This window comes from Pseudomonas sp. PSPC2-3 (genome assembly GCF_049898265.1).
Classification (GTDB): domain Bacteria; phylum Pseudomonadota; class Gammaproteobacteria; order Pseudomonadales; family Pseudomonadaceae; genus Aquipseudomonas; species Aquipseudomonas veronii.
Window position 1 is genome coordinate 365,264 of record NZ_JAFCXJ010000005.1, and the last position, 19,889, is coordinate 385,152.

16 protein-coding genes are annotated in these 19,889 nt (G+C 60.9%); 6 read left to right on the plus strand and 10 right to left on the minus strand.

What is annotated here, in order from left to right:
• Nucleotides 1-28 precede the first annotated feature (28 nt).
• From ACP7E3_RS14150 to ACP7E3_RS14170, 5 genes are all read right to left on the minus strand, one after another.
• Nucleotides 29-406 carry a response regulator gene (locus tag ACP7E3_RS14150; protein WP_017846270.1) on the minus strand — a complete coding sequence of 126 codons (378 nt, stop codon included), beginning with the start codon at nucleotides 404-406 and terminating at the stop codon, nucleotides 29-31.
• A gap of 78 nt (nucleotides 407-484) precedes the next feature.
• Entirely contained in the window at nucleotides 485-1,678 is a 1,194-nt protein-coding gene (locus ACP7E3_RS14155; RefSeq protein WP_128191409.1) for a hybrid sensor histidine kinase/response regulator, read from the minus strand.
• Nucleotides 1,672-2,271 carry a chemotaxis protein CheB gene (locus ACP7E3_RS14160; RefSeq protein ID WP_017846272.1) on the minus strand — a complete coding sequence of 200 codons (600 nt, stop codon included), beginning with the start codon at nucleotides 2,269-2,271 and terminating at the stop codon, nucleotides 1,672-1,674. The genes ACP7E3_RS14155 and ACP7E3_RS14160 overlap by 7 nt, the downstream gene beginning before the upstream one ends.
• A complete protein-coding gene (locus ACP7E3_RS14165; protein WP_017846273.1) occupies nucleotides 2,268-3,098 on the minus strand; it encodes a CheR family methyltransferase in 831 nt (276 codons plus the stop codon). The genes ACP7E3_RS14160 and ACP7E3_RS14165 overlap by 4 nt, the downstream gene beginning before the upstream one ends.
• Entirely contained in the window at nucleotides 3,099-6,596 is a 3,498-nt protein-coding gene (locus tag ACP7E3_RS14170; protein WP_288080527.1) for a response regulator, read from the minus strand.
• 278 nt (nucleotides 6,597-6,874) lie between these two features.
• On the opposite strand from ACP7E3_RS14170, the gene ACP7E3_RS14175 reads away from it, so the two are divergent.
• The 3 genes from ACP7E3_RS14175 (at nucleotide 6,875) to ACP7E3_RS14185 (ending at nucleotide 12,576) form a co-directional block, all read left to right on the plus strand.
• The gene (locus tag ACP7E3_RS14175) at nucleotides 6,875-10,498 is read left to right on the plus strand and encodes a hypothetical protein (RefSeq protein ID WP_426123447.1); all 3,624 of its coding nucleotides are present in this window, start codon (nucleotides 6,875-6,877) and stop codon (nucleotides 10,496-10,498) included.
• Between the two features lie 147 nt (nucleotides 10,499-10,645).
• Complete coding sequence (locus tag ACP7E3_RS14180) at nucleotides 10,646-11,011, plus strand: response regulator (protein WP_057004155.1); 366 nt, start codon at nucleotides 10,646-10,648, stop codon at nucleotides 11,009-11,011.
• A 164-nt stretch (nucleotides 11,012-11,175) separates the two neighbouring features.
• Nucleotides 11,176-12,576 carry a DUF1254 domain-containing protein gene (locus tag ACP7E3_RS14185; protein WP_017846277.1) on the plus strand — a complete coding sequence of 467 codons (1,401 nt, stop codon included), beginning with the start codon at nucleotides 11,176-11,178 and terminating at the stop codon, nucleotides 12,574-12,576.
• A gap of 13 nt (nucleotides 12,577-12,589) precedes the next feature.
• On the opposite strand, the gene ACP7E3_RS14190 is transcribed toward ACP7E3_RS14185, so the two are convergent.
• From ACP7E3_RS14190 to ACP7E3_RS14205, 4 genes are all read right to left on the minus strand, one after another.
• The gene (locus ACP7E3_RS14190; RefSeq protein WP_108524176.1) at nucleotides 12,590-13,261 is read right to left on the minus strand and encodes a DUF3313 domain-containing protein; all 672 of its coding nucleotides are present in this window, start codon (nucleotides 13,259-13,261) and stop codon (nucleotides 12,590-12,592) included.
• A gap of 77 nt (nucleotides 13,262-13,338) precedes the next feature.
• Entirely contained in the window at nucleotides 13,339-13,833 is a 495-nt protein-coding gene (locus ACP7E3_RS14195; protein ID WP_046383514.1) for a hypothetical protein, read from the minus strand.
• Between the two features lie 68 nt (nucleotides 13,834-13,901).
• Nucleotides 13,902-14,366, minus strand: coding sequence for a DUF934 domain-containing protein (locus ACP7E3_RS14200; RefSeq protein ID WP_057004157.1), 465 nt, complete (start codon nucleotides 14,364-14,366; stop codon nucleotides 13,902-13,904).
• Nucleotides 14,363-16,027 carry a nitrite/sulfite reductase gene (locus ACP7E3_RS14205; RefSeq protein WP_108524177.1) on the minus strand — a complete coding sequence of 555 codons (1,665 nt, stop codon included), beginning with the start codon at nucleotides 16,025-16,027 and terminating at the stop codon, nucleotides 14,363-14,365. The genes ACP7E3_RS14200 and ACP7E3_RS14205 overlap by 4 nt, the downstream gene beginning before the upstream one ends.
• Nucleotides 16,028-16,267: 240 nt before the next feature.
• Here ACP7E3_RS14205 and ccoN point away from each other — a divergent pair, with 240 nt between their 5' ends.
• From ccoN to ACP7E3_RS14220, 3 genes are all read left to right on the plus strand, one after another.
• A complete protein-coding gene (ccoN, locus tag ACP7E3_RS14210) occupies nucleotides 16,268-17,695 on the plus strand; it encodes a cytochrome-c oxidase, cbb3-type subunit I (protein WP_017846282.1) in 1,428 nt (475 codons plus the stop codon).
• Nucleotides 17,695-17,904 (plus strand): cbb3-type cytochrome c oxidase subunit 3, encoded by a 210-nt coding sequence (locus ACP7E3_RS14215; RefSeq protein ID WP_046383517.1) that lies wholly within the window; start codon nucleotides 17,695-17,697, stop codon nucleotides 17,902-17,904. The genes ccoN and ACP7E3_RS14215 overlap by 1 nt, the downstream gene beginning before the upstream one ends.
• A 90-nt stretch (nucleotides 17,905-17,994) precedes the next feature.
• The gene (locus ACP7E3_RS14220; protein WP_426123451.1) at nucleotides 17,995-18,687 is read left to right on the plus strand and encodes an aspartate/glutamate racemase family protein; all 693 of its coding nucleotides are present in this window, start codon (nucleotides 17,995-17,997) and stop codon (nucleotides 18,685-18,687) included.
• Here ACP7E3_RS14220 and ACP7E3_RS14225 read toward each other — a convergent pair.
• Nucleotides 18,684-19,835, minus strand: coding sequence for a glycerate kinase (locus ACP7E3_RS14225; protein ID WP_426123453.1), 1,152 nt, complete (start codon nucleotides 19,833-19,835; stop codon nucleotides 18,684-18,686). The two genes, ACP7E3_RS14220 and ACP7E3_RS14225, sit on opposite strands and share 4 nt — an antisense overlap.
• Nucleotides 19,836-19,889: the final 54 nt, after the last annotated feature.

Below are 19,889 nucleotides of genomic sequence, written 5' to 3' on the forward strand. Positions count from 1 at the left end.
GCGGTTGTTGGACTGACACATGCAGGTGTCACGCCAACAACCGCAGGATATGTTCTTGCAGCGTATCCAGGTCGAACGGCTTGGCCAGGATCGGCGCCTTGCGTGTGATCGGGCTGTCGCAGTCACGAATTTCCTGCGGGTAGCCACTGATAAAAATCACCTTCAGCTCCGGGCGCAACTTCACCGCCGGCTCGGCGATCTGCACGCCGGTGACGCCGCCAGGCAGGCGATAGTCCGTCACCATGAGGTCCAGGTGCGGTTTACTGGCGAGGATTTCAAAAGCCTGCTCCCCATTGATCGCCTTCAATACCCGATAGCCCAGGCCTTTGAGGTATTCATCCAGGACAAACATAATCGATTCGTCGTCCTCGACGATCAGAACGACATCTTGTGCATCTTCACTCATGGGAAGCCTTTGTCCGGTCAATTGCTGCACTTACGACCATGCAGTCACGCAGAGGTTGCGTCGAAGTGACGATTGTTTTCACGCCGACGCGTCCAGGGGCAGGCACACCCGGAACAGGGCGCCCTCGCCTATCTGGCTCTCCACCTCGATGGTACCGCCATGGGCCGCGACGATCTGTTCGGAAATAAACAGCCCGAGGCCCAGACCGGCGGCCACATGGCTGGCGGACACGCGCTCGAACTGCTGGAAAATGCGCTTCTGATTATCGGCGCTGATGCCGATCCCGTGGTCCTGCACCTCCAGCCGTGCTTCGCCGTGTTCACTGTACACCCGCACGCCCACCGGGCTCTTGGCCCCATAGCGCAAGGCGTTGGTCAGCAGGTTGGACACCACTTGCTCGATGCGGAATTCATCCCAGCTGCCTTCCACCGGGCCTTCCGCCTCCAGTTGCATGGACGACTCGGCGGCGGCCACTTGCGGCGCGAAGTTTTCCAGCAGGTTGCGCACCAGTTGCGTGAGGTCGAAGCGCGCCGGACGAATCGACAGTTTGCCGGTGCGGATGCGCGACACGTCGAGCATGTCTTCGATCAGCCGGATCAGGCTCTGGATCTGCCGCTCATCGCGGTCGACCATGGCGCGCATCTTCTCCAGGGTGAACGCGGCGGCGTTGTCCCGGGCCAGGTGCATCTTGCGCAGTTGGGTTTCGAGAATCAGCCCGTTGAGTGGCGTGCGGACTTCGTGGGCGACGATCGACATGAAGTCATCGCGCATGCGTACCGCCTGCTCCAACTCTGCCTGAGTGGCCTGCAGGCGCGTCAGCAGCAACTCCTGTTCGCGGCGGCTGCGCTCCAGCGCTTCCACCTGCTGCTTCATCGCCTTGCTCTGGCGGTACAGGTCGACGAACACATTGACCTTGCTCTTCACCGCATGGATATCCAGCGGCTTGTGCAGGAAGTCCACGGCCCCGCTTTCATAACCCTTGAAGGCATAGTTGAGTTCGCGGCCGGCGGCGCTGACGAATACGATCGGGATGTTCTTGGTCTTTTCGGTGCCGCGCATCAGCTCGGCCAACTCGAAACCGTTCATGCCAGGCATCTGCACATCGAGGATCGCCATGGCGAACTCGTGCTCCAGCAACAGGGACAAGGCCTCGTCGGCGCTCAAGGCCTTGAAGACCTGGCGGTCCTCGCGCTTGATCAGCGCTTCGAGGGCCAGCAGGTTTTCCGGCAGATCGTCGACGATCAGCAGTTTGGCCTGGATAGTACTTAACATGGGGAAGATTCCAGGGAAGCCAGCAATGAGGCAATGCGGCTCAAGGTCAGAATATGGTCAGGCGTGTGCAGGGCCAGGGCCGCCCGCGGCATCACGGCAATCCGTGCTTCGTCGGGGTCCTGTACGACAGTGATACCGCCCGACTGCTTGACGTGGGCCAGCCCTTGGGCGCCGTCCTGGTTCGCACCGGTCAGCAGTATGGCCAGCAGGCGCTTGCCGTAGACATCGCCGGCCGAGGCGAACAGGTAATCGATGGCGGGCCGGGAATGGTGTACCCGGTCTTCCTGGCTCAAAGACAGGCTGCGGTCATGCTCCACCGACAAATGATAGCCGGGGCTGGCGAAGTACAAGGTGCCCGGTTGGATCACTTCCTTGTCCTGCCCTTCGCGTACCGGAATCTGCAAACGCCGCGCAAACACTTCCGCCAACTGGCTACGGCGCTCGTCCGGCAGGTGCAGCACGGCAATGATCGGCAGCCCGAAGGCCTGCGGCAGATCGCCAAAAATACTCAGCAACGCCTCAACGCCGCCGGCGGACGCGCCGACGACGATGGCTTCTATCCCACACATGGGGTTGGCGGCAGCGTCGTTCATGATTTCCGGTAGATCCGTTCCTGTTTGACCAAGGGCTCGAAATGCTTGTTGTAGGCGGAAAAATCCAGGGTTTCCTTGCTGCCCAGCACCAGGAAGCCACGATGACACAGCGACTCATGAAACAATCCAAACGCCCGATCCTGCAATTTTTTATTGAAGTAAATCAGTACATTGCGACATGAAATTAATTGAGTTTCTGAGAACACACTGTCGGTTGCCAAGCTGTGGTCGGCGAACGTGACATTCTCGCGCAACGTCTTGTCGAAGATCGCATGATCGTAAGCCGCCGTGTAGTAATCGGCAAAGGAACGCTGCCCACCGGCCTGCTGGTAGTTGGCGGTATAGGCACGCACATTCTCCAGGGAAAAAATCCCCTGCTTGGCCTTATCCAGCGATGCCGGGTTGATGTCGGTGGCGTAGATGATGGTGCGTTCCAACAGCCCTTCCTCGCGCAGCAGGATCGCCATGGAGTACACCTCCTCCCCGGTGCTGCAACCGGCGATCCAGATCTTGATCGACGGATAAGTCTTGAGCAGCGGCACCACTTCCTGACGGATCGCGAGGAAGTGCGACGGGTCGCGAAACATCTCGCTGACCGGAATCGTCAAAAACTGCAGCAATTGCATGAACGCTGCCGGATCGTGCAGGACGCGCTCCTGCAACGCCGAAATCGTCGCGCATTCAAACTGGCGCAAGGCGTGGGCCACACGGCGTTTGACCGACGCACCGGAGTAGTCGCGAAAGTCATAGCTGTACTTGAGGTAGATCGCCTCAATCAGCAGGCGCAGCTCAATATCACTGCTTTTTTCCAAAAAACTGCGTTCCACTTAAATACGTTCCATCTTCGGTAACCAGACGCGAATCAGCGAGAACAGGCGATCCAGGTCAATCGGCTTGGCCAGGTAATCGTTGGAGCCGGCCGCCAGGCAACGCTCCTGATCGTCCTTCATGGCCTTGGCCGTCACGGCGATGATCGGCAGCTTCTTCCAGCGCGGGTCCTGGCGGATCAGGGCGGTGGCCTCGTAACCGTCCATTTCCGGCATCATCACGTCCATCAGCACCAGGTCGATATCATCGACTTCATTGAGCCTGGCGATGGCTTCATGGCCGTTACGCCCGATCACCACCACGGCGCCTTTGTGCTCCAGGGCGCTGGTCAGGGCGAAGATGTTGCGCACATCGTCGTCCACCAACAGGATCTTGCGCCCTTCGAAGACCTTGTCGCGGCTGCGCGCGGTCTTGAGCATCTTCTGGCGTTCATGGGACAGCTGCGATTCGACTTTGTGCAAAAAGAGTGTGACTTCGTCGAGCAGGCGCTCCGGCGAACGGGCGCCCTTGATGATGATCGAGCGCGAATACTTGCGCAGCTCGGCCTCTTCGTCGCGGGTCAGGTTGCGCCCGGTGTAGACGATCACTGGCGGGAACGAGCAGATATCCTCGGTGGCCATGCGCTTGAGCAGCTCGTTGCCGAGCATGTCGGGCAACTTGAGGTCGATGATCATGCAGTCGTAGATGTTCGTGCGCAGCAGGTCGAGGGCCTCCTGGGCAAAGCCGACAGCGGTGATCTCGATGTCATCGTCGCCGATCAGGCGGGCAATGCTCTCGCGCTGCAGGTCATCGTCTTCCACCAGTAGCACGCGCTTGACCTTCTGGGTCAGCTTGGCTTCCAGGCGCGTGAATATATCCTTGAGCTCTTCGCGGGTGGTGGGTTTCACCGCGTAACCGATGGCGCCCATGTGCATGGCGGCTTCGACGCGGTCTTCCACGGAGATCACATGCACCGGGATGTGGCGGGTATTGGCGTGTTCCTTGAGGCGTTGCAGCACCGTCAGCCCGGAATGGTCCGGCAGGCGCATGTCGAGCAGGATCGCGTCGGGGATGTACTCCTCGGCCAGGCTGTAACCCTCATCCGCGCCATGGGCTACCAGGCAGTGGTAGCCCAACTCATGGGCGAGGTCGAACAGGATGCGCGCGAAGTTCGGTTCGTCTTCCACCACCAGGATGCAGCGCGTGGCGAACGGCGCTTTCTCGCGGTCGTCGGCAAAGCGCGGGATCTGTGTGGCATCGGCCACCGGTAGCGGCGAGACCGCGATGGGCTTGGGCGCCGGGGCGGCAATCACCTGGCGCGGTTGCTCGATAGGCGCAGCGTCTTCCTCGCGTTCGACGTACTGCTCCGGGATGACCAGGGTGAACGTGCTGCCCTGGCCGGGTTCGCTGGTGACGCTGATATAGCCGCCGAGCAACGCGGCCAGGTCGCGGGAAATCGACAACCCCAGGCCGGTGCCGCCATACCGGCGATTGGTGGTGCCATCGGCCTGACGGAAGGCTTCGAAGATGCTCTCCTGCTGGTCCGGGGCGATGCCTATCCCAGAATCGCGCACGGTAAAGGCGACACCCTCCCCCGGCGCGCGGGACACCGACAGGCTGACCTGGCCCTGCTCGGTGAACTTGACCGCGTTGGACAGCAGGTTCTTGAGAATCTGCTCCAGGCGCTGGCGATCGGTAAAGAGCATGGTCGGCGTACCTTCCTGCACCTGCACCTGGAACCCCAGCTTGCGATCGGCCGCCAGCGGCTCGAACATCCCGCGCAGGCCATCGACCAGGCGCGCCACGCTGGAGTTTTCCGGGCGCATTTCCAGCTTGCCGGCTTCGACCTTGGAGATATCGAGGATGTCGTTGATCAGGTTGAGCAGGTCATTGCCGGCGGAATAGATCGACTCGGCAAACTTGACTTGCTCGGCGCTGAGGTTTTCCTGAGGGTTCTCCGCCAGCAACTTGGCCAGGATCAGCGAGCTGTTCAGCGGCGTGCGCAGTTCGTGGGACATGTTGGCGAGGAATTCTGATTTGTACTTGCTCGAGCGTTGCAACTCGTCGGCGCGGTCTTCCAGCTCAAGCTGGGCCTGGTTGAGCTCGACGTTCTTGCGGTCCATGGCATCGCGCTGCTCGGCCAGGGTAAGCGTCTGCTCAGCCAATTGCTCGTTGGTCTGCTCGAGTTCCGCCTGTTGCGTTTCCAGGTGGGCCTGGGACTCCTTGAGGATGCGCGATTGCTCTTCCAACTCTTCGTTGGCGGTCTTGAGCTCTTCCTGCTGCACTTGCAGCTCTTCGTTGAGCTGCTGGGTCTCGGCCAGCACTTCCTGCAAGCGCTGGCGATAGCGGGCGGCTTCGATGGAGGTACCGATATTGCCGGCGATGAGTTCCAGCAGTTCGATGTCGCGCTCCTGCAGCGGGCGCAGGAAACCCAGTTCGATCACGCCGTTGATCCGGTCGTCATCGCTGGTCGGCACCACCAGCACGCTGCGGGTCGTGCCCTCGCCCAGGCCGGAACTCACTTTGAAGTAATCCACCGGCACGTCGTCCAGGCGAATCAGGCGACCGAGCTGGGCGGCCTGCCCTACGATGCCTTCGTCGCTGTAGATCGCCTGCTCCTGCTGCTCCTGCTCGCGGGAGAAACCATAGGTGGCCACGCGCTTGAGGCCGCCGTGCTCTTCGCGCACATACAGCGCCGCCACCACCGAGCCCATGTACTGGGCAAAGAACTGCAGGATATTGCGTCCCAACATGTTCAGGGTCAGTTGACCGAGCACCTGTTCGGCCAGTTCGGTCTGGCCATTACGCAGCCAAGCTTGTTGCTCCAGACGCAATGCGATCTTCTGTTGCGACGCGAAGTTCGCACTGTAACTATCTGAAAGTGATAGTAAATTTTTACGACCAATGTAAGCCAGAAAGCCGCTCAGCCCCAGCACGAACACCAAGTACAGGGTGACGCTGATGAGGGTGGTACGGGTGACTTCCGCGTTGCGGGTAATCCGGAACTGTTGCTCCATCGCCACCGCGTCGTCGTATTCATTGCGAATCTCATCGGTCAGGCGTTTACCCCGGCCGGCTTTCACCGCGCTGCGGTAGTCGCCGTTCTCGCGCTGCATATCAATCATCGACTGGGCGTAGTTGTTCCACTCCAGTTGCAGGCTTTCCAGACGCTTGAGGCGATCTACCTGCTGGGGGTTGTCCGCCGCCAGTTCCTGCAAATTGTGTAAGTCGGCAATGATCCGCGGCTTGGCCACTTCATACGGGTCGAGGAAATGCTCGTCGCCGGTGATCAGGAAGCCGCGCATGCCGGTTTCCAGGTCAACCGTCAGCTTGGACGTTTCGTTGAGGTTATTGATGACCCGATCGGTGTGCTCTACCCACTGGATCACCGACAACAAATAAGTGATCAGACACACAAAAAACACCGCACTGAGCACACCCACACCGAGGGGCAGTGCGACGTTGCGGCTCAACAGCTTACGAAAGCTCTTTTCATCAACGGTCGACGCGGGAGTCATGGGCATGCCTTTGCCAAATGCGGAAAAACCGGGAGTTTGCCCCAAAGTTGCGGTTGAACGCTATTTTTCTGCCATGAACCGCTGCAACCCGAAACGGCGCAATCGGGCAACGGCACCCTGAACGCCGCCCATATCCCGTCACAGTTTCAGTTGCTCACACTCCGCCCGTGCTGAACCGGAACCTGGTTGATCAGCCTTCCCACAGACTAAAGCGTCTTGGGAATAAGGAAACTCCGCGAGAAAGGCGCTCACCTTCTGTTCAACAAAACGGTGCTCGTATGACTATTTCCTTGCAAACCCTCCCCAGCGTTTCATTGATGCCGCTCTCCACGCCACCCGCAATACCCGCCGCTACACCGCCGACGTTGACACCCGTCCCCAGCCACGACTCACCTGCGCCAACGGTGCAGCCGCCAGCCAGCGTTCCCGTCGCGCAAAGCGCTAGCCTCAAGGCGAAGCTGGGGCATTATCACAACCTCAAAACACTTGCCGACAAACTCAACGAAATCGCCCTGCGGCTTGGGCCTGACGCGTCCACCCCGGCCGTGCAGGCAGCCCTCAAGACCACGCCGATGGACGTTCACCCCGACTCGGCTTATCACAGCGAAGTCGGCGGCAGCACCAGCGTGGATAGCTTTATCAATCGCCAGGGAGGATTGCTTTCACCCTATAGCCATTTATCCCTGACCGGGCTGTCGGACGCCATGGCCGCCCGATCCCAGGCGCACCCGTTGGGTAACCTGGGCGGCGCCCTCAGCTGGCCGGTGCCCTTGAGCGCCGATGAGCAACAACGCCTGCGCACCCGCACCCAGGATTACACCGACCCTCTTGGGCAAAAACAGCCGCTCAAGCACACCACTGGCGGAGTACTGGAGTTCCTGCGGCATCGAACCCCTCTCGCGGCCGAAGCGCTGACGAGCCCGGGCGCGACGTTGAACGCCCTTGTCAGTTCGCCAGAAGCACAATCATTGGGCCACGCGCTTCAGGAACAGATGCAGGGCATTGCCACCGATAGCAGCAGCCTCGATTACCTGCTCGCGGCCGTGATACTGCAGCTGGACCCAGAGTCCATCACCGCCCCCCAACGCAACAACGTGGCAGGCTTCGACCTGGCCGACGACTCACTCAGGGGCAAGTCGGCCGCCCAGATCGTCGATGCCCTGCGCCAACACCTGGTGGCTCAGGGTAAAACCAGCCCAGAACTGGCTGGCGCAGCCGCCCAACTGCTGCTGGCGGGTCGTGCGCCGGTATTTCTGGTCAAGGACATTCCCGACAGCGTGACCTTTGGCAGCCCGGCCTGGGTCAACCTCGCAATCGCCGCGACGATGGTCGACGCGCACATACCCGGCCGGGTCGCCAATATGAGCTTCGCCGCAGTCATGCTGGAAGCCGAACACGCCAGCGGCGCAGACGTGAACATGACGAACACCGCTCAACGTAACGCCTTGATCGATTGGGGCACGGCCAATGGCCTGCTGGAGAAAAAAGCCGAGCATCTGTACGCGTCCGATGAACTGAACAACCTGGTGACTCGCTTCAGCGAACGCCAGTCCGTGATGCTGGCCGCCTCAGAGGCCTTCGACAAAGACATCCCGTCCCGTAAAGCGATGGCATTGGCCGAGCTGAAACAACGCTTTCCCGACAAGGAGGCGCTGTTCGAAGAACCCTTGATTCGCGTCACCCATATGCCGGGCGGGGATATCCGGCGTAGAAATCAGGTGCCGGGCGTGCACTCGCTGCTGGATGTCGCGATGATGGACGTTGGACCCGACGCGGTCTACGGCTCCCGTGACAGCCGTATCCCCGTGGGGGCGTTGAACGCCAATCCCGAGTTTGGGGTGGTCACGGCGTTCGAGTCGCAATTCAAGCAGGTGATCGAGGAAAAGAAGAACGCCGTCGGCACGTATATCAAGCACTTGATCAGCCAGTTGCCGGCAGACGACCGAAAAAACTTTGAATATGGCAACGTCACTTTTTATCAAAATCACGCCCATAAACTTGGGCTGGGTTTGTTCAGTGACAAAACCGAGCTGCCCAAAGGCGAAGAACTACTGGTAAGGATCGAGCGCGGTGGGGTGACCACGGCCTATGAGATCGACTTCAACGCCGGCGCTATCCGCAGTATTCCGCAGTGGCAGGCACAGCCTGGCTCTTCAAGGAAGGCGAATATCGTCTCCGAAACAAAGGTGTTCACCCCCAGCGCCGGTCAAGCCACGCTTGATACAGAGCAGACACCGCCTGGCGATTCACCCAGCGATACCTTCGCCTCGCCCCGCGTCCAACTGATCGCCGATGCCTTCGTTGAACATATCAACCTCGATGATCCGGCGATCAAGCAACAGGCGCGTGGCCTCACCACCGACGACAATATTCGGAACCGGTCCGACATGATTGAAAACTTCCTGTTGGACCTGGTCCCTTTGCGCTCCGCGATCAACCACTTCCGCAACGGCAACATTGCTGAAGGCTTGATCGATCTGAGCCTGGACGCGTTCGGCATCGTGACGGCGGGTGTGGGTGCGGCCGGAAAAGTGGTCAAGATCGCAGGGACCACCGTTTCGGCGGCGACCAAGGTGGCACGGTCGGCCAAAGTCATCGGCATGGCCACGTTCGGCGCATTCAACCCGCTGAGCGGCGCAGGCGACCTGGCGGTTGGCGGGGCCCGCCTGGCCGGTGGCGGGCTCAAGTTCCTCGGCGCCAAAGGCGCGCAAGGTGTGAACGCATTGCGTGGCGCGTCGGGCCGTTACGACCTGCTCAAAGCCGCCAGCAACGAGCATGGCGTCGTCGCCACAGGCACCGTAAAGATCGGCGAACACAGTATTGACGGTGCCGCAGTGCTGAAAAATGGCCAGTGGTATGCCTTCGACGCGGAAAAAATGCGCGCCTACGGCGGGCCACTCCAGGGCTTCGCACCCACCACGGTGTCGGCGAAGGGGCAGATCAACCAGAGCTTCACCGACTGGCTCTACAAGAAGCTGGCGGGCGAAATACAGTCGCCGGAGGGCCCGCCGACCGTACTCGGTCAATATGCACCCAAAGAGTTCGAAAACGAGTTGAAACGCGCGCAACGTCCCGAGAAGGTTTCCGACTTCAACGCCGGCTATGCGAACGGTGACCCGCACAAGGTGCCGGGTTTCTCATCAGACTCGACGATTCTCGAGCTTCAGATGCTGATCTCCCGTGGGTGGCTGGGCGCCGAAGACGTCGGCACGCTGGTCAAACAGATCGAACGCAAGAAAGTCAGACTGATCCAGGAAGGCTTTACCCTGTTCCAGCGGGATATCCACGCCGTCGGCGGCACCTTGACCCCGATGCCCCAGGAGTTTTACCTCAGCCAAGTCAATCTGGCTTCACCAGGCGAATGTGCGGGTATCGCCAATACCCTGGCACTGTCCATGCAATCGGGCCGAGAGACGACCTACCTGGGCAATATGTTCAAGGCGGCCGCCGATCCACAGGACCCTGCGGCGACGCAGTTCATCCGCACCCTCAGGTCGTTTCATGAAGCAGTCAAACACGTGGATACCTTTCATATGGGCAAGCAGCCCAGGCAGATTCCCTATCATCAGATCGCCACCGAGCTGACCGATGCGAGCCCGCCAAGGAGCCTGAGGATTGCAACGAAGGATCACGCCCTGCTGGCCGGCGTCATGGTGCGTGACGACAAACCCGTCTGGTTCTACTTCGATCCGAATTTCGGGATGGCCCAATTTGACTCGGCCGAGGCCATGAAAAATGGCCTGGAACGTACCCTGAACCGCGGCACCAGCCCGTTTCAGCATCGGGCTTACGGTACGAATCCGGGCACGCCTGAGTATCAAGTGAGTTATTTTGAGTCCGGTGACATGCAGTTCTACCGCGATTCCGCACAGGTCCACCGTATCGCGTCGGTTCCGTTGTAGTTTTTCCGCCCCTGACGCGACATTCTCCGGCGCGAAGCTCACAATGCCAGCAATTTTTCGGAACTTGCTGGCCTTGTCGCTACTCACTAGTGGATTGCCTTTAGACCTGTCGCGCCCAGCACCTTCACTTTTTCAGGAATGTTCACTATGTCGGCACCCACCTCAACCATTCTCGTAGTCGAAGACGACTCCATTGTGCGTATGCTGATCGTCGACGTACTCGAAGAGCTGGGGTTCGGTGTGCTGGAGGCTGAAGACGCCAAATCGGCGCTTGAATTCGTAGAGGACACAAATAAGGTCATTGATCTGATGATGACCGATGTCGGCCTGCCGGATATGAATGGCCGGGACTTGGCCACCCAGGCGCGTAAACTGCGCCCGCAACTGCCGGTCCTGTTTGCCAGTGGTTATCCCGAGAGCATCGAGGTTCAGCCGGGCATGCAATCGATCGCCAAGCCGTTCTCCATCGATCAATTGCGCAATAAGGTTAAGCAAATGCTTGACGCAGCCTGACGTTGCGTTTTTGTCCAATGCCGCCCACAGGGGCGGCATTTTTACGTCAAGCTCTACGTCATACCGGGATTAACGTGACGTTCGGCCAATAAAGTTGGAAACTCGCCGCTTTGCCACACCATTCAATAGTACTCCTCACAAGCCCTCTGGAAGGACGCAACAACATGATTGGAAAACCGACGCGCCTGCTGTTGGCGAGCCTCTCGATACTCATGAGCTCTGGCGCCTGGGCCGACTTCACGGCCACCCCCTCTGAGGCTCGGGCAATCGCCAAGGAAGCCTATTTGTATGGTTACCCGGTCGTGGAAATGTACAAAACGCTCTACACCCAGGCGGTCGACAAGGGCGGCGTCAACTTCAAGGCGCCGTTCAACCATATTGGCAACACCGCCCAGGTCTTCACCCCCAAAGACACCACACTGGCCACGCCAAACCCCGACACGCCCTACTCCTTCGTCTGGATGGACCTGCGTAGCGAGCCGCTGGTGCTGACGCTGCCCAAGATCGAAGACAACCGCTATTACTCGGTGCAACTGGTCGACCTCTATACGCATAACTTCGCGTACCTGGGCACGCGCAGCACCGGCAACAATGGCGGCCACTACATGATCGCCGGGCCCGACTGGAAAGGTCAGCAGCCGGTCGATGTGGATCGCGTGGTGTATAGCGAAAGTAACCTCGCTTATGCGCTGTACCGCACGCAGTTGTTTGATGAAAAGGACCTGAACAAGGTCAAGCAGATCCAGAATGGCTACAAAGTGCAGTCGCTCAGCAGCTATGTGAAACAGGCCGCCCCCGCCAAGGCGCCGAAGATCGATTGGCCCAAACCGCTGGCCAACATGACCGAAGGCCCGCAACTGTTTCGCTACTTGAACTTCATGCTCGCCTTCGCTGCCCCCCAGGACAGCGAGAAAGACCAGCTCGCACGCTTTGCCACCATCGGCATTGCACCGGGCGCGCCGTTCAAGGTCAACCAGTTGAGCGCCGAACAGCGTAAAGCGCTGGAAGACGGGATCGCCGACGCCAAGGCTGAGTTCGCGGCGTTCAAAAAAGACAAACTCGACACCCAGCAGGTCGCCATAGGCGACCTGTTCGGCAACCGCGATCACCTGAAAAACAACGACCTGTACCGCTATGCCGGTGCCGAGGTGGGGCTTTTCGGCAACTCTGCCGATGAAGCCACCTACTTCAATTACGTCGTCGACAGTGAAGGCAAGCCCGCCAACGGCGCGCGCCATAGCTACACCGTCCACTTCGCCAAGGACCAACTGCCGCCGGTCGACGCCTTCTGGTCACTGACCCTGTACAACGCCAAGACCAAGTTGCTGGTGCCCAACCACAAAAAGCGCTATGTGATCAATTCGCGGATGTTGCCCAACCTCAAACTGGACGCCGATGGCGGCCTGACCCTGGCGCTGCAACACCACGAACCGCCAAAAGCCGAACAGAGCAACTGGTTACCTGCACCGCCCGGCCCGTTCTACGCGGTGTTGCGCCTGTACCTGCCCAAACCCGAGGCGAACAACGGCCAGTGGAAGCTGCCGCCGCTGACGCCACTGAAGTGATACGGCAAGCGACTTACCGCTTTTTCAGTTTCAGATATGACTGATGCAAATCCGACGCCCAACCGTCGATCACGCTTTTCACGTCATTGGGCGTCATCACCTGCGAGTCGTTTTCCAGCGGCTTGCCGGTGCCCTTGCGTACTACCTCGGCAACCACCTTGCCGTTGGCGCCGTCGAGAAACTGCGCCTCGGTGCCCAGCACCGTGTCCTGGTCGCGGATGCCGGTGCCGGTACTCACCGCAGCGGCCACCAGGGCGACCGGCACGAACTCATAAGGTTTCAGGCCCTGGGTTTTGCTGCTGACTGCCGTAATCGCCGCACGCACCACTAACACTCCGGCGCCGGGCCCTTGGGCAAGGGGCAATGACTTGCCGACTTCGCGCTTGAGGGCCTGGTTGAAGTAGTCATTGATGCCACGCAACGTGCTCTCAGGAATTTTCGCGGTGGCTTGGGGCCTGGGGTAAAACTGCGTCGGTTCGATATACACCGCGTTGTAGCGGCTCATATCCAGTTTCGGATCGACCCAACGCAGCACCTCGACGCCCGAAGGCGACTTGGCCGGCTTGAGACGGCTGTAATCGGACAGGAATCCTGAATACTCATCCGGTTGCGTGACTTGGCTGGCACAGCCCACCATCCCGATCGTGGCGATGCAGAGCGTGCTGATCATTAGCCTTAGTTTCATCATCGAACTCCTTGGCAGTCATCATCAGAACGTTGAGCTGTAGGTATAGCCAATCCTTGGAAAAAGCGCTGAAAAGCTCAGCCGCGCTCGCGCGGGATCAGGCTCTGCAACTGTGCGGCCAGGAAGTTCGCGTTGAAGGCGAAGGTGTCCGGGTCTTTCAAACCGTTGGTTTTCTTCCACAACCAGTCGTTTTTGTCCGCCGGCAGCACCAGTGAAACACTGCCGTGCCGTGCCGCCGTCAGGCCCATGACCGACACCGAAATCAAGCCGCCGACGCCCATCACGTCCGGCACGAACTCCACATTCTTGCCGGTGATCTGCACGGTGAGTTTTTCGCTCTTGAACGGCGATGTCTCCACCGGAACGCTCGGGCCGCTGGCGACATACGCTTCACGGTGGACTTCAAGCAAACCAGCGGTATTGACCGGTTCCAGCCATTGTTCGATCTGCTGGAACAGCTCGCCGAGCTTTAGCGCCCAGCGCGCCGATTGCACCTCGAACTGCTGTTTTTTGTGCGCTTCGCTATCGGCGTAATGACGAAGCATCTCGCCCAGTTGCTGTACATCATCCATTGCGGTTTTCCTCGGGTGAGCCGTAGTGCGAACCGCGATCATGGCAGATGCGGCAACTCACCGTATGATTAACGCCTGCGAAACAGCGGGCGCGGCTCGATCACGCTACGCCCGTACTGCACGCTCATCCCCGCCAGCCCTTTCAGGGCGTCTTCAGCCGACTTGTCCGCGCGCACCGCAAACGCATCGAACCCGCACTGGCGCATATGGCTGAGCTGATCGCGTAGCACATCGCCAATCGCCCGCAACTCGCCTCGCCAGCCCATACGCGTGCGCAACAGATAGGCCTGGCTATAGGCGCGGCCGTCACGAAAGCTGGGGAAATCCAGGGCAATCAGCGGCAGCGTGGCGAGCCAGGGCTGCAGCAGTTCGACCTCATCATCCGGGCCCAGCCACACGCCATGCCCCGGCGCATAGGACGCCAGCGGCAGGATCAGCGCAGCGCCCTCCGGCACCTCGTCACGCACCAACACCCACGGATCATCCGCCACCAGGCGCGCCTGCCCCTGCTCAAGCTTCAACAGATTGTTCATGCCGGCTGCTCCGCGTACACCTGCTCCTTGAACGGCTCCAGGCCAATGCGCTGCACGGTATCGACAAAGCGCTCTTCGCTTTCGCGGTAGCGCACGAAGGTATTGATCACGCGCTCGATCACATCCGGAATCTCGGCGGCGCTGAACGACGGGCCGATCACTTTGCCCAGTGAACTGTGTTTGCCCTGGGCCCCGCCGAGGGTGATCTGATACCACTCACTGCCATTCTTATCGACGCCCAGGATGCCGATATTGCCGATGTGGTGATGGCCGCAGGCATTGATGCAGCCGGAGATGTTCAGGCTGATGTCACCCAGGTCGTGCAGGTAGTCGAGGTTATCGAAGCGCTGCTGGATCGCCTGAGCGATGGGGATCGACTTGGCATTGGCCAGGGCGCAGAAGTCACCGCCGGGGCAGGCGATGATGTCGGTCAACAGGCCGATATTCGCCGCACCCAGGCCGTGTTCGCAGGCCAGGCGCCACACGGCATGCAGATGCTCCTTGGGCACATCCGGCAACACGATGTTCTGTTCATGGGCGATACGGATTTCGCCAAAACCGAACCGCTCCGCCCACTCAGCCACGGCCTCCATTTGCGGGGCGCTGACGTCGCCGGGCGGCGCGCTGATGCCGGGCTTGGTGGACAACACCACGCTGGCGTAGCCCGCGACTTTATGCGGCATGACGTTACGGCTGACCCAGCGCGCAAAGCCCGGGTTGTCGGCCAGTTCGGTGCCGTAGGCCAGGCTGGTATCGCTGAGCGACGCATACGCCGGCGGTACGAAGGCCGACGCCACGCGCGCGTATTCGGCATCGGTCAACTGCGCCGGGCCATCGCGCAGGTACTGCCATTCTTCCTCCACCTCCTGGGAAAACGCGTCGATCCCCAGCGCCTTGACCAGGATCTTGATGCGCGCCTTGTACTTGTTGTCCCGCCGGCCATGCCGGTTGTACACGCGCAACACCGCCTCGACGTAGGACAGCAGGTGCCGCCACGGCAAGCCCTCGCGAATCTGCAAGCCGAGGATCGGCGTGCGGCCCAGGCCGCCGCCCACCATCACGCGCAGCAGCATCTCGCCTTGGTCATCACGGTAAAGGTACAGGCCGATGTCATGCATCATGATCGCCGCGCGGTCTTCGCGGGCCGAGCAGATGGCGATCTTGAACTTGCGCGGCAGGAACAGGAATTCCGGGTTGATGGTCGACCACTGGCGCAGAATCTCCGCCAACGGGCGCGGGTCCAGCAGCTCGTCGGCCGCGACCCCGGCAAAGGCTTCGGTGGTGATATTGCGCACGCAGTTACCGGAGGTCTGGATCGCATGCATGTCCACCTGGGCCAGGCGTTCGAGGATGTCGGGCACCTGGTGCAGCTCGATCCAGTTGAACTGCAGGTTCTGCCGGGTGGTGAAGTGGCCGTAGCCACGGTCGTAGTCGCGGGCGATGCTGGCCAGGGTACGCATCTGTTCGGCGCTCAAGGTGCCGTAGGGAATCGCCACCCGCAGCATGTAGGCATGCTTTTGCAGGTACAGGCCGTTCTGCAGGCGCAAGGGCAGAAACTCTTCTTCGCTCAATTCGCCGGCGATAAAACGCTCGACCTGATCACGAAATTGCGCCACGCGCTCGAACACCAGCGCCCGGTCGTATGCATCGTACTGGTACATATCACCGCCTCATCAGGGTTGGCCGCGTCCCAGGGCGCGGCTTCTAGGGGGGCGACTATGCGCCTGCGGCGCAGGGCATTAAAGATTCAGGTGCAGGCTTAAAAAGCGGATCAGATGGGCTATAAGCCGTGCTTTCACGCCGAATAAACTGATCCGTAGTAATCAGCTTTTTCTGAGTCTGTTTTGTTTTAGCCACACTTCCTACAGTGCCTGCCACTTGGAACCGTGGGAGGACTGAGCATGAGCACAGCAACAATCGGACAGGCCTATAACTACAAGGTCGTCCGCCAATTCGTGATCGCCACCATCGTCTGGGGCGTGGTGGGCATGGCCATGGGCGTGTGGATCGCTTCGCAGCTGGTCTGGCCGGAAATGAACCTCGATTTGCCCTGGACGACTTTTGGCCGACTGCGACCGTTGCACACCAGCCTGGTGATCTTCGGGTTCGCCGGCAGCGCGCAGTTCGCCGCCAGTTATTACGCGGTACAGCGCACCTGCCAGGTGCGGCTGTTTTCCGACAAGCTCGCCGCATTTACCTTCTGGGGTTGGCAATCGGTCATCGTGATCATGTTGATCAGCCTGCCGTTGGGCTACACCACCACCAAGGAATACGCCGAGATCGAATTCTCCGGCGCGGTATGGATGACGGTGGTGTGGGTGGCCTACGCCATTGTGTTTTTCACCACCGTAGTACGCCGCCAGACCCGGCACATCTACGTGGGCAACTGGTTTTTCGGCGCGTTCATCCTGGTGATCGCCATGCTGCATGTGGTCAACCACCTGGCGATTCCGGTGGACTGGTTCAAGTCCTACCCGGTGTATTCCGGCGCCACCGATGCGATGGTGCAATGGTGGTACGGGCATAACGCCGTGGGCTTTTTCCTGACCACCGGCTTCCTGGGGATGATGTACTACTTCGTGCCGAAACAAGTCGGACGGCCGGTGTATTCCTATCGCCTGTCCATCGTGCATTTCTGGGCGCTGATCACCTTGTACATCTGGGCCGGTCCGCACCACTTGCATTACACGGCGCTGCCGGACTGGGCGCAGTCGCTGGGCATGGCGATGTCGCTGATCCTGCTCGCGCCGAGCTGGGGCGGCATGATCAACGGCATGATGACCTTGTCGGGCGCCTGGCATAAGTTGCGCAGCGACCCGATCCTGCGCTTTTTGGTGTTGTCGCTGGCGTTCTACGGCATGTCGACGTTCGAAGGGCCGATGATGGCGATCAAGACCGTCAACGCCCTCTCCCACTACACCGACTGGACCATCGGCCACGTCCATGCCGGCGCGTTGGGCTGGGTGGCGATGATCACCTTCGGCTCGCTGTACCACATGATCCCGAAAGTCTTCGGCCGCCAGCAGATGCACAGCGTGACGCTGATCAACCTGCACTTCTGGCTGGCGACCATCGGCACCGTGCTGTACATCGCCTCGATGTGGGTCAACGGCATTACCCAGGGCCTGATGTGGCGTGCGATCAACGATGACGGCACCCTCACCTACTCGTTTGTCGAGGCCTTGCAGGCCAGCCATCCGGGGTTTGTGGTGCGCTTTGCCGGTGGCGTGTTGTTTCTCAGCGGCATGCTGCTGATGGCCTACAACACCTGGCGCACGGTGCGGGTTGCCGACTTGCGGGTCGCGCAGCTTGACGCGAGGATCGTCTGATGTGGAGCTTTCTGATGGTGGTGTGCCTGTATGGCGCGGTGGAGTACTGTTTGCGCGGTCAATCCGAGGAGACGCTGGATGAGGCCAGTTTGATTCCGTTCGCCGACGACCCGGAGGTGGCGCGCCGGGTGGAGCTGGCCACCGGCAAACAGATCCACGCGGTGGCAGCGGAGCAAGCCAGGCCGGGCTGGGGCAATCTGGATATGTGAAACTGCTCCGCTGATTTGGCGCGCAACTGCGTATGACTATTCGGCGGCCGATGGGTAAGGTGATGCGATATTTCTTGTCAGGAGCATCGCATGCACACCATCGGCCTGATCGGCGGCATGAGCTGGGAGTCCAGCGCCGAGTACTACCGCATCATCAACCAGCGCGTGCGCGACCAGCTCGGTCCGCTGCGTTCGGCGCAACTGCTGATGTACAGCGTGGACTTCGGCCCGGTGGAACAGGCCCAGCATGCCGGACGCTGGGACGACGCCGCGCTGATCCTCGAGGATGCTGCGTGCCGCCTGCAAGCAGGGGGTGCCGAGTGCGTGGTGCTGTGTACCAACACCATGCATTTGGTGGCGCCGCGGATCGAAGCGGCGGTGTCGATTCCCTTTCTGCATATTGCCGATGCCGCAGGTGCCGCGGCCGTCGCCGCCGGCACCCTGACCGTGGGTTTACTCGGCACCGCGTTCACCATGGAACAGGACTTTCTCACCTCGCGCCTGGCCGCCCACGGCCTGAACGTGCTGGTGCCCGATGCGAACGAGCGCCAGGCCGTCCACCGGATCATCTATGAGGAATTGTGCGTCGGCGTGATCAGCGAGGCGTCACGCCAGGTCTATCAGCGCGTGATCGCATCCCTGGCCGCACGCGGCGCCCAGGCAATCATCCTGGGCTGCACGGAAATCGGCCTGCTGATCAAACCCGAACACAGCAACCTGCCGCTGCTCGACACCACGGTGCTGCATGCGCAGGCAGCGGTGGCGTTCGCGTTACGGGACTAAGCCGAGGTTCTTGACCCCGCCGCGCGGCGCCACAGCCGCGCAACATCCGCCGCTCGCTCGCGCAACAAGCGCGGTGCCTCGCTGCAGGCCTGCTCCAGGCTCATCGGCCCGGACGGCAAGGCGAAGGCTGCATCCACGCCGTGGGCGTACATCTGCTCGTAGCCTTCACCCAGCGTGCCGGCGATCACGATCACCGGGACCTGGTGCCGCTGGGCGATGCGCGCCACGCCGAAGGGTGTTTTACCGCGCAACGTCTGGGCGTCGAAACGACCTTCACCGGTGATCACCAGGTCGGCGCCGCGTATCGCTTCGTCGAGGCCGACCAGTTCGGCGACCACCTCCACCCCCGCACGGAACTGCGCCCCGAGGAAGGCCTTGGCGGCGAACCCCAGGCCACCGGCGGCGCCACTGCCGGGTTCGTCGCGCACGTCATTGGGCAGGACCTTGGCGCAGTGGTCGGCGAAATGGCCGAGGGCCGCGTCGAGTTGTTCGACCTGCTGCGGATCGGCGCCTTTTTGCGGGCCGAAAATCGCCGAGGCGCCGTGGGGGCCGCACAACGGGTTATTCACGTCGGCGGCGATTTCAAAGCGCACCTGGGCCAGGCGCGGGTCGAGTTGTTCCAGGCTGATCCGCGCCAGGCGGGCCAAAGCCTGGCCACCCGGTGCCAGAGGGTGACCCTCGGCATCGAACAACTGCACGCCGAGTGCCTGCATCGCGCCTGCGCCGCCATCGTTGGTGGCACTGCCGCCAATCGCCAGGATGATGCGCCGGGCACCGGCGTCCAGGGCCGCGCGGATCAGTTCGCCGGTGCCGAAGGTGGTCGTGGAGCACGCGTCGCGCTGCCCCGGCGCCACCAATTGCAGGCCGCTGGCTTCGGCCATTTCGATGAGTGCGGTGTGGCTGTCGGCCAGCCAGCCCCAATGCGCGTCAACCGTAGCGCCCAAGGGGCCTTTCACCGACTGGTGCCGCAGTTCGCCCTGGCAGGCGGCGAGTACCGACTCCACCGTGCCTTCACCACCGTCCGCCATCGGGCACTGGACCACGTGTGCATCCGGCCAGACCTGCGCCAAGCCTTCGGCAATGGCCTGGGCGACGCCTTCGGCACTCAGGCTGTCCTTGAACGAATCGGGGGCGATGATGATTTTCATGGGCGTTCTCCGGTTTTTATGCCGCCCATGCTGCCAGTTGGCAGCGGCAATGAC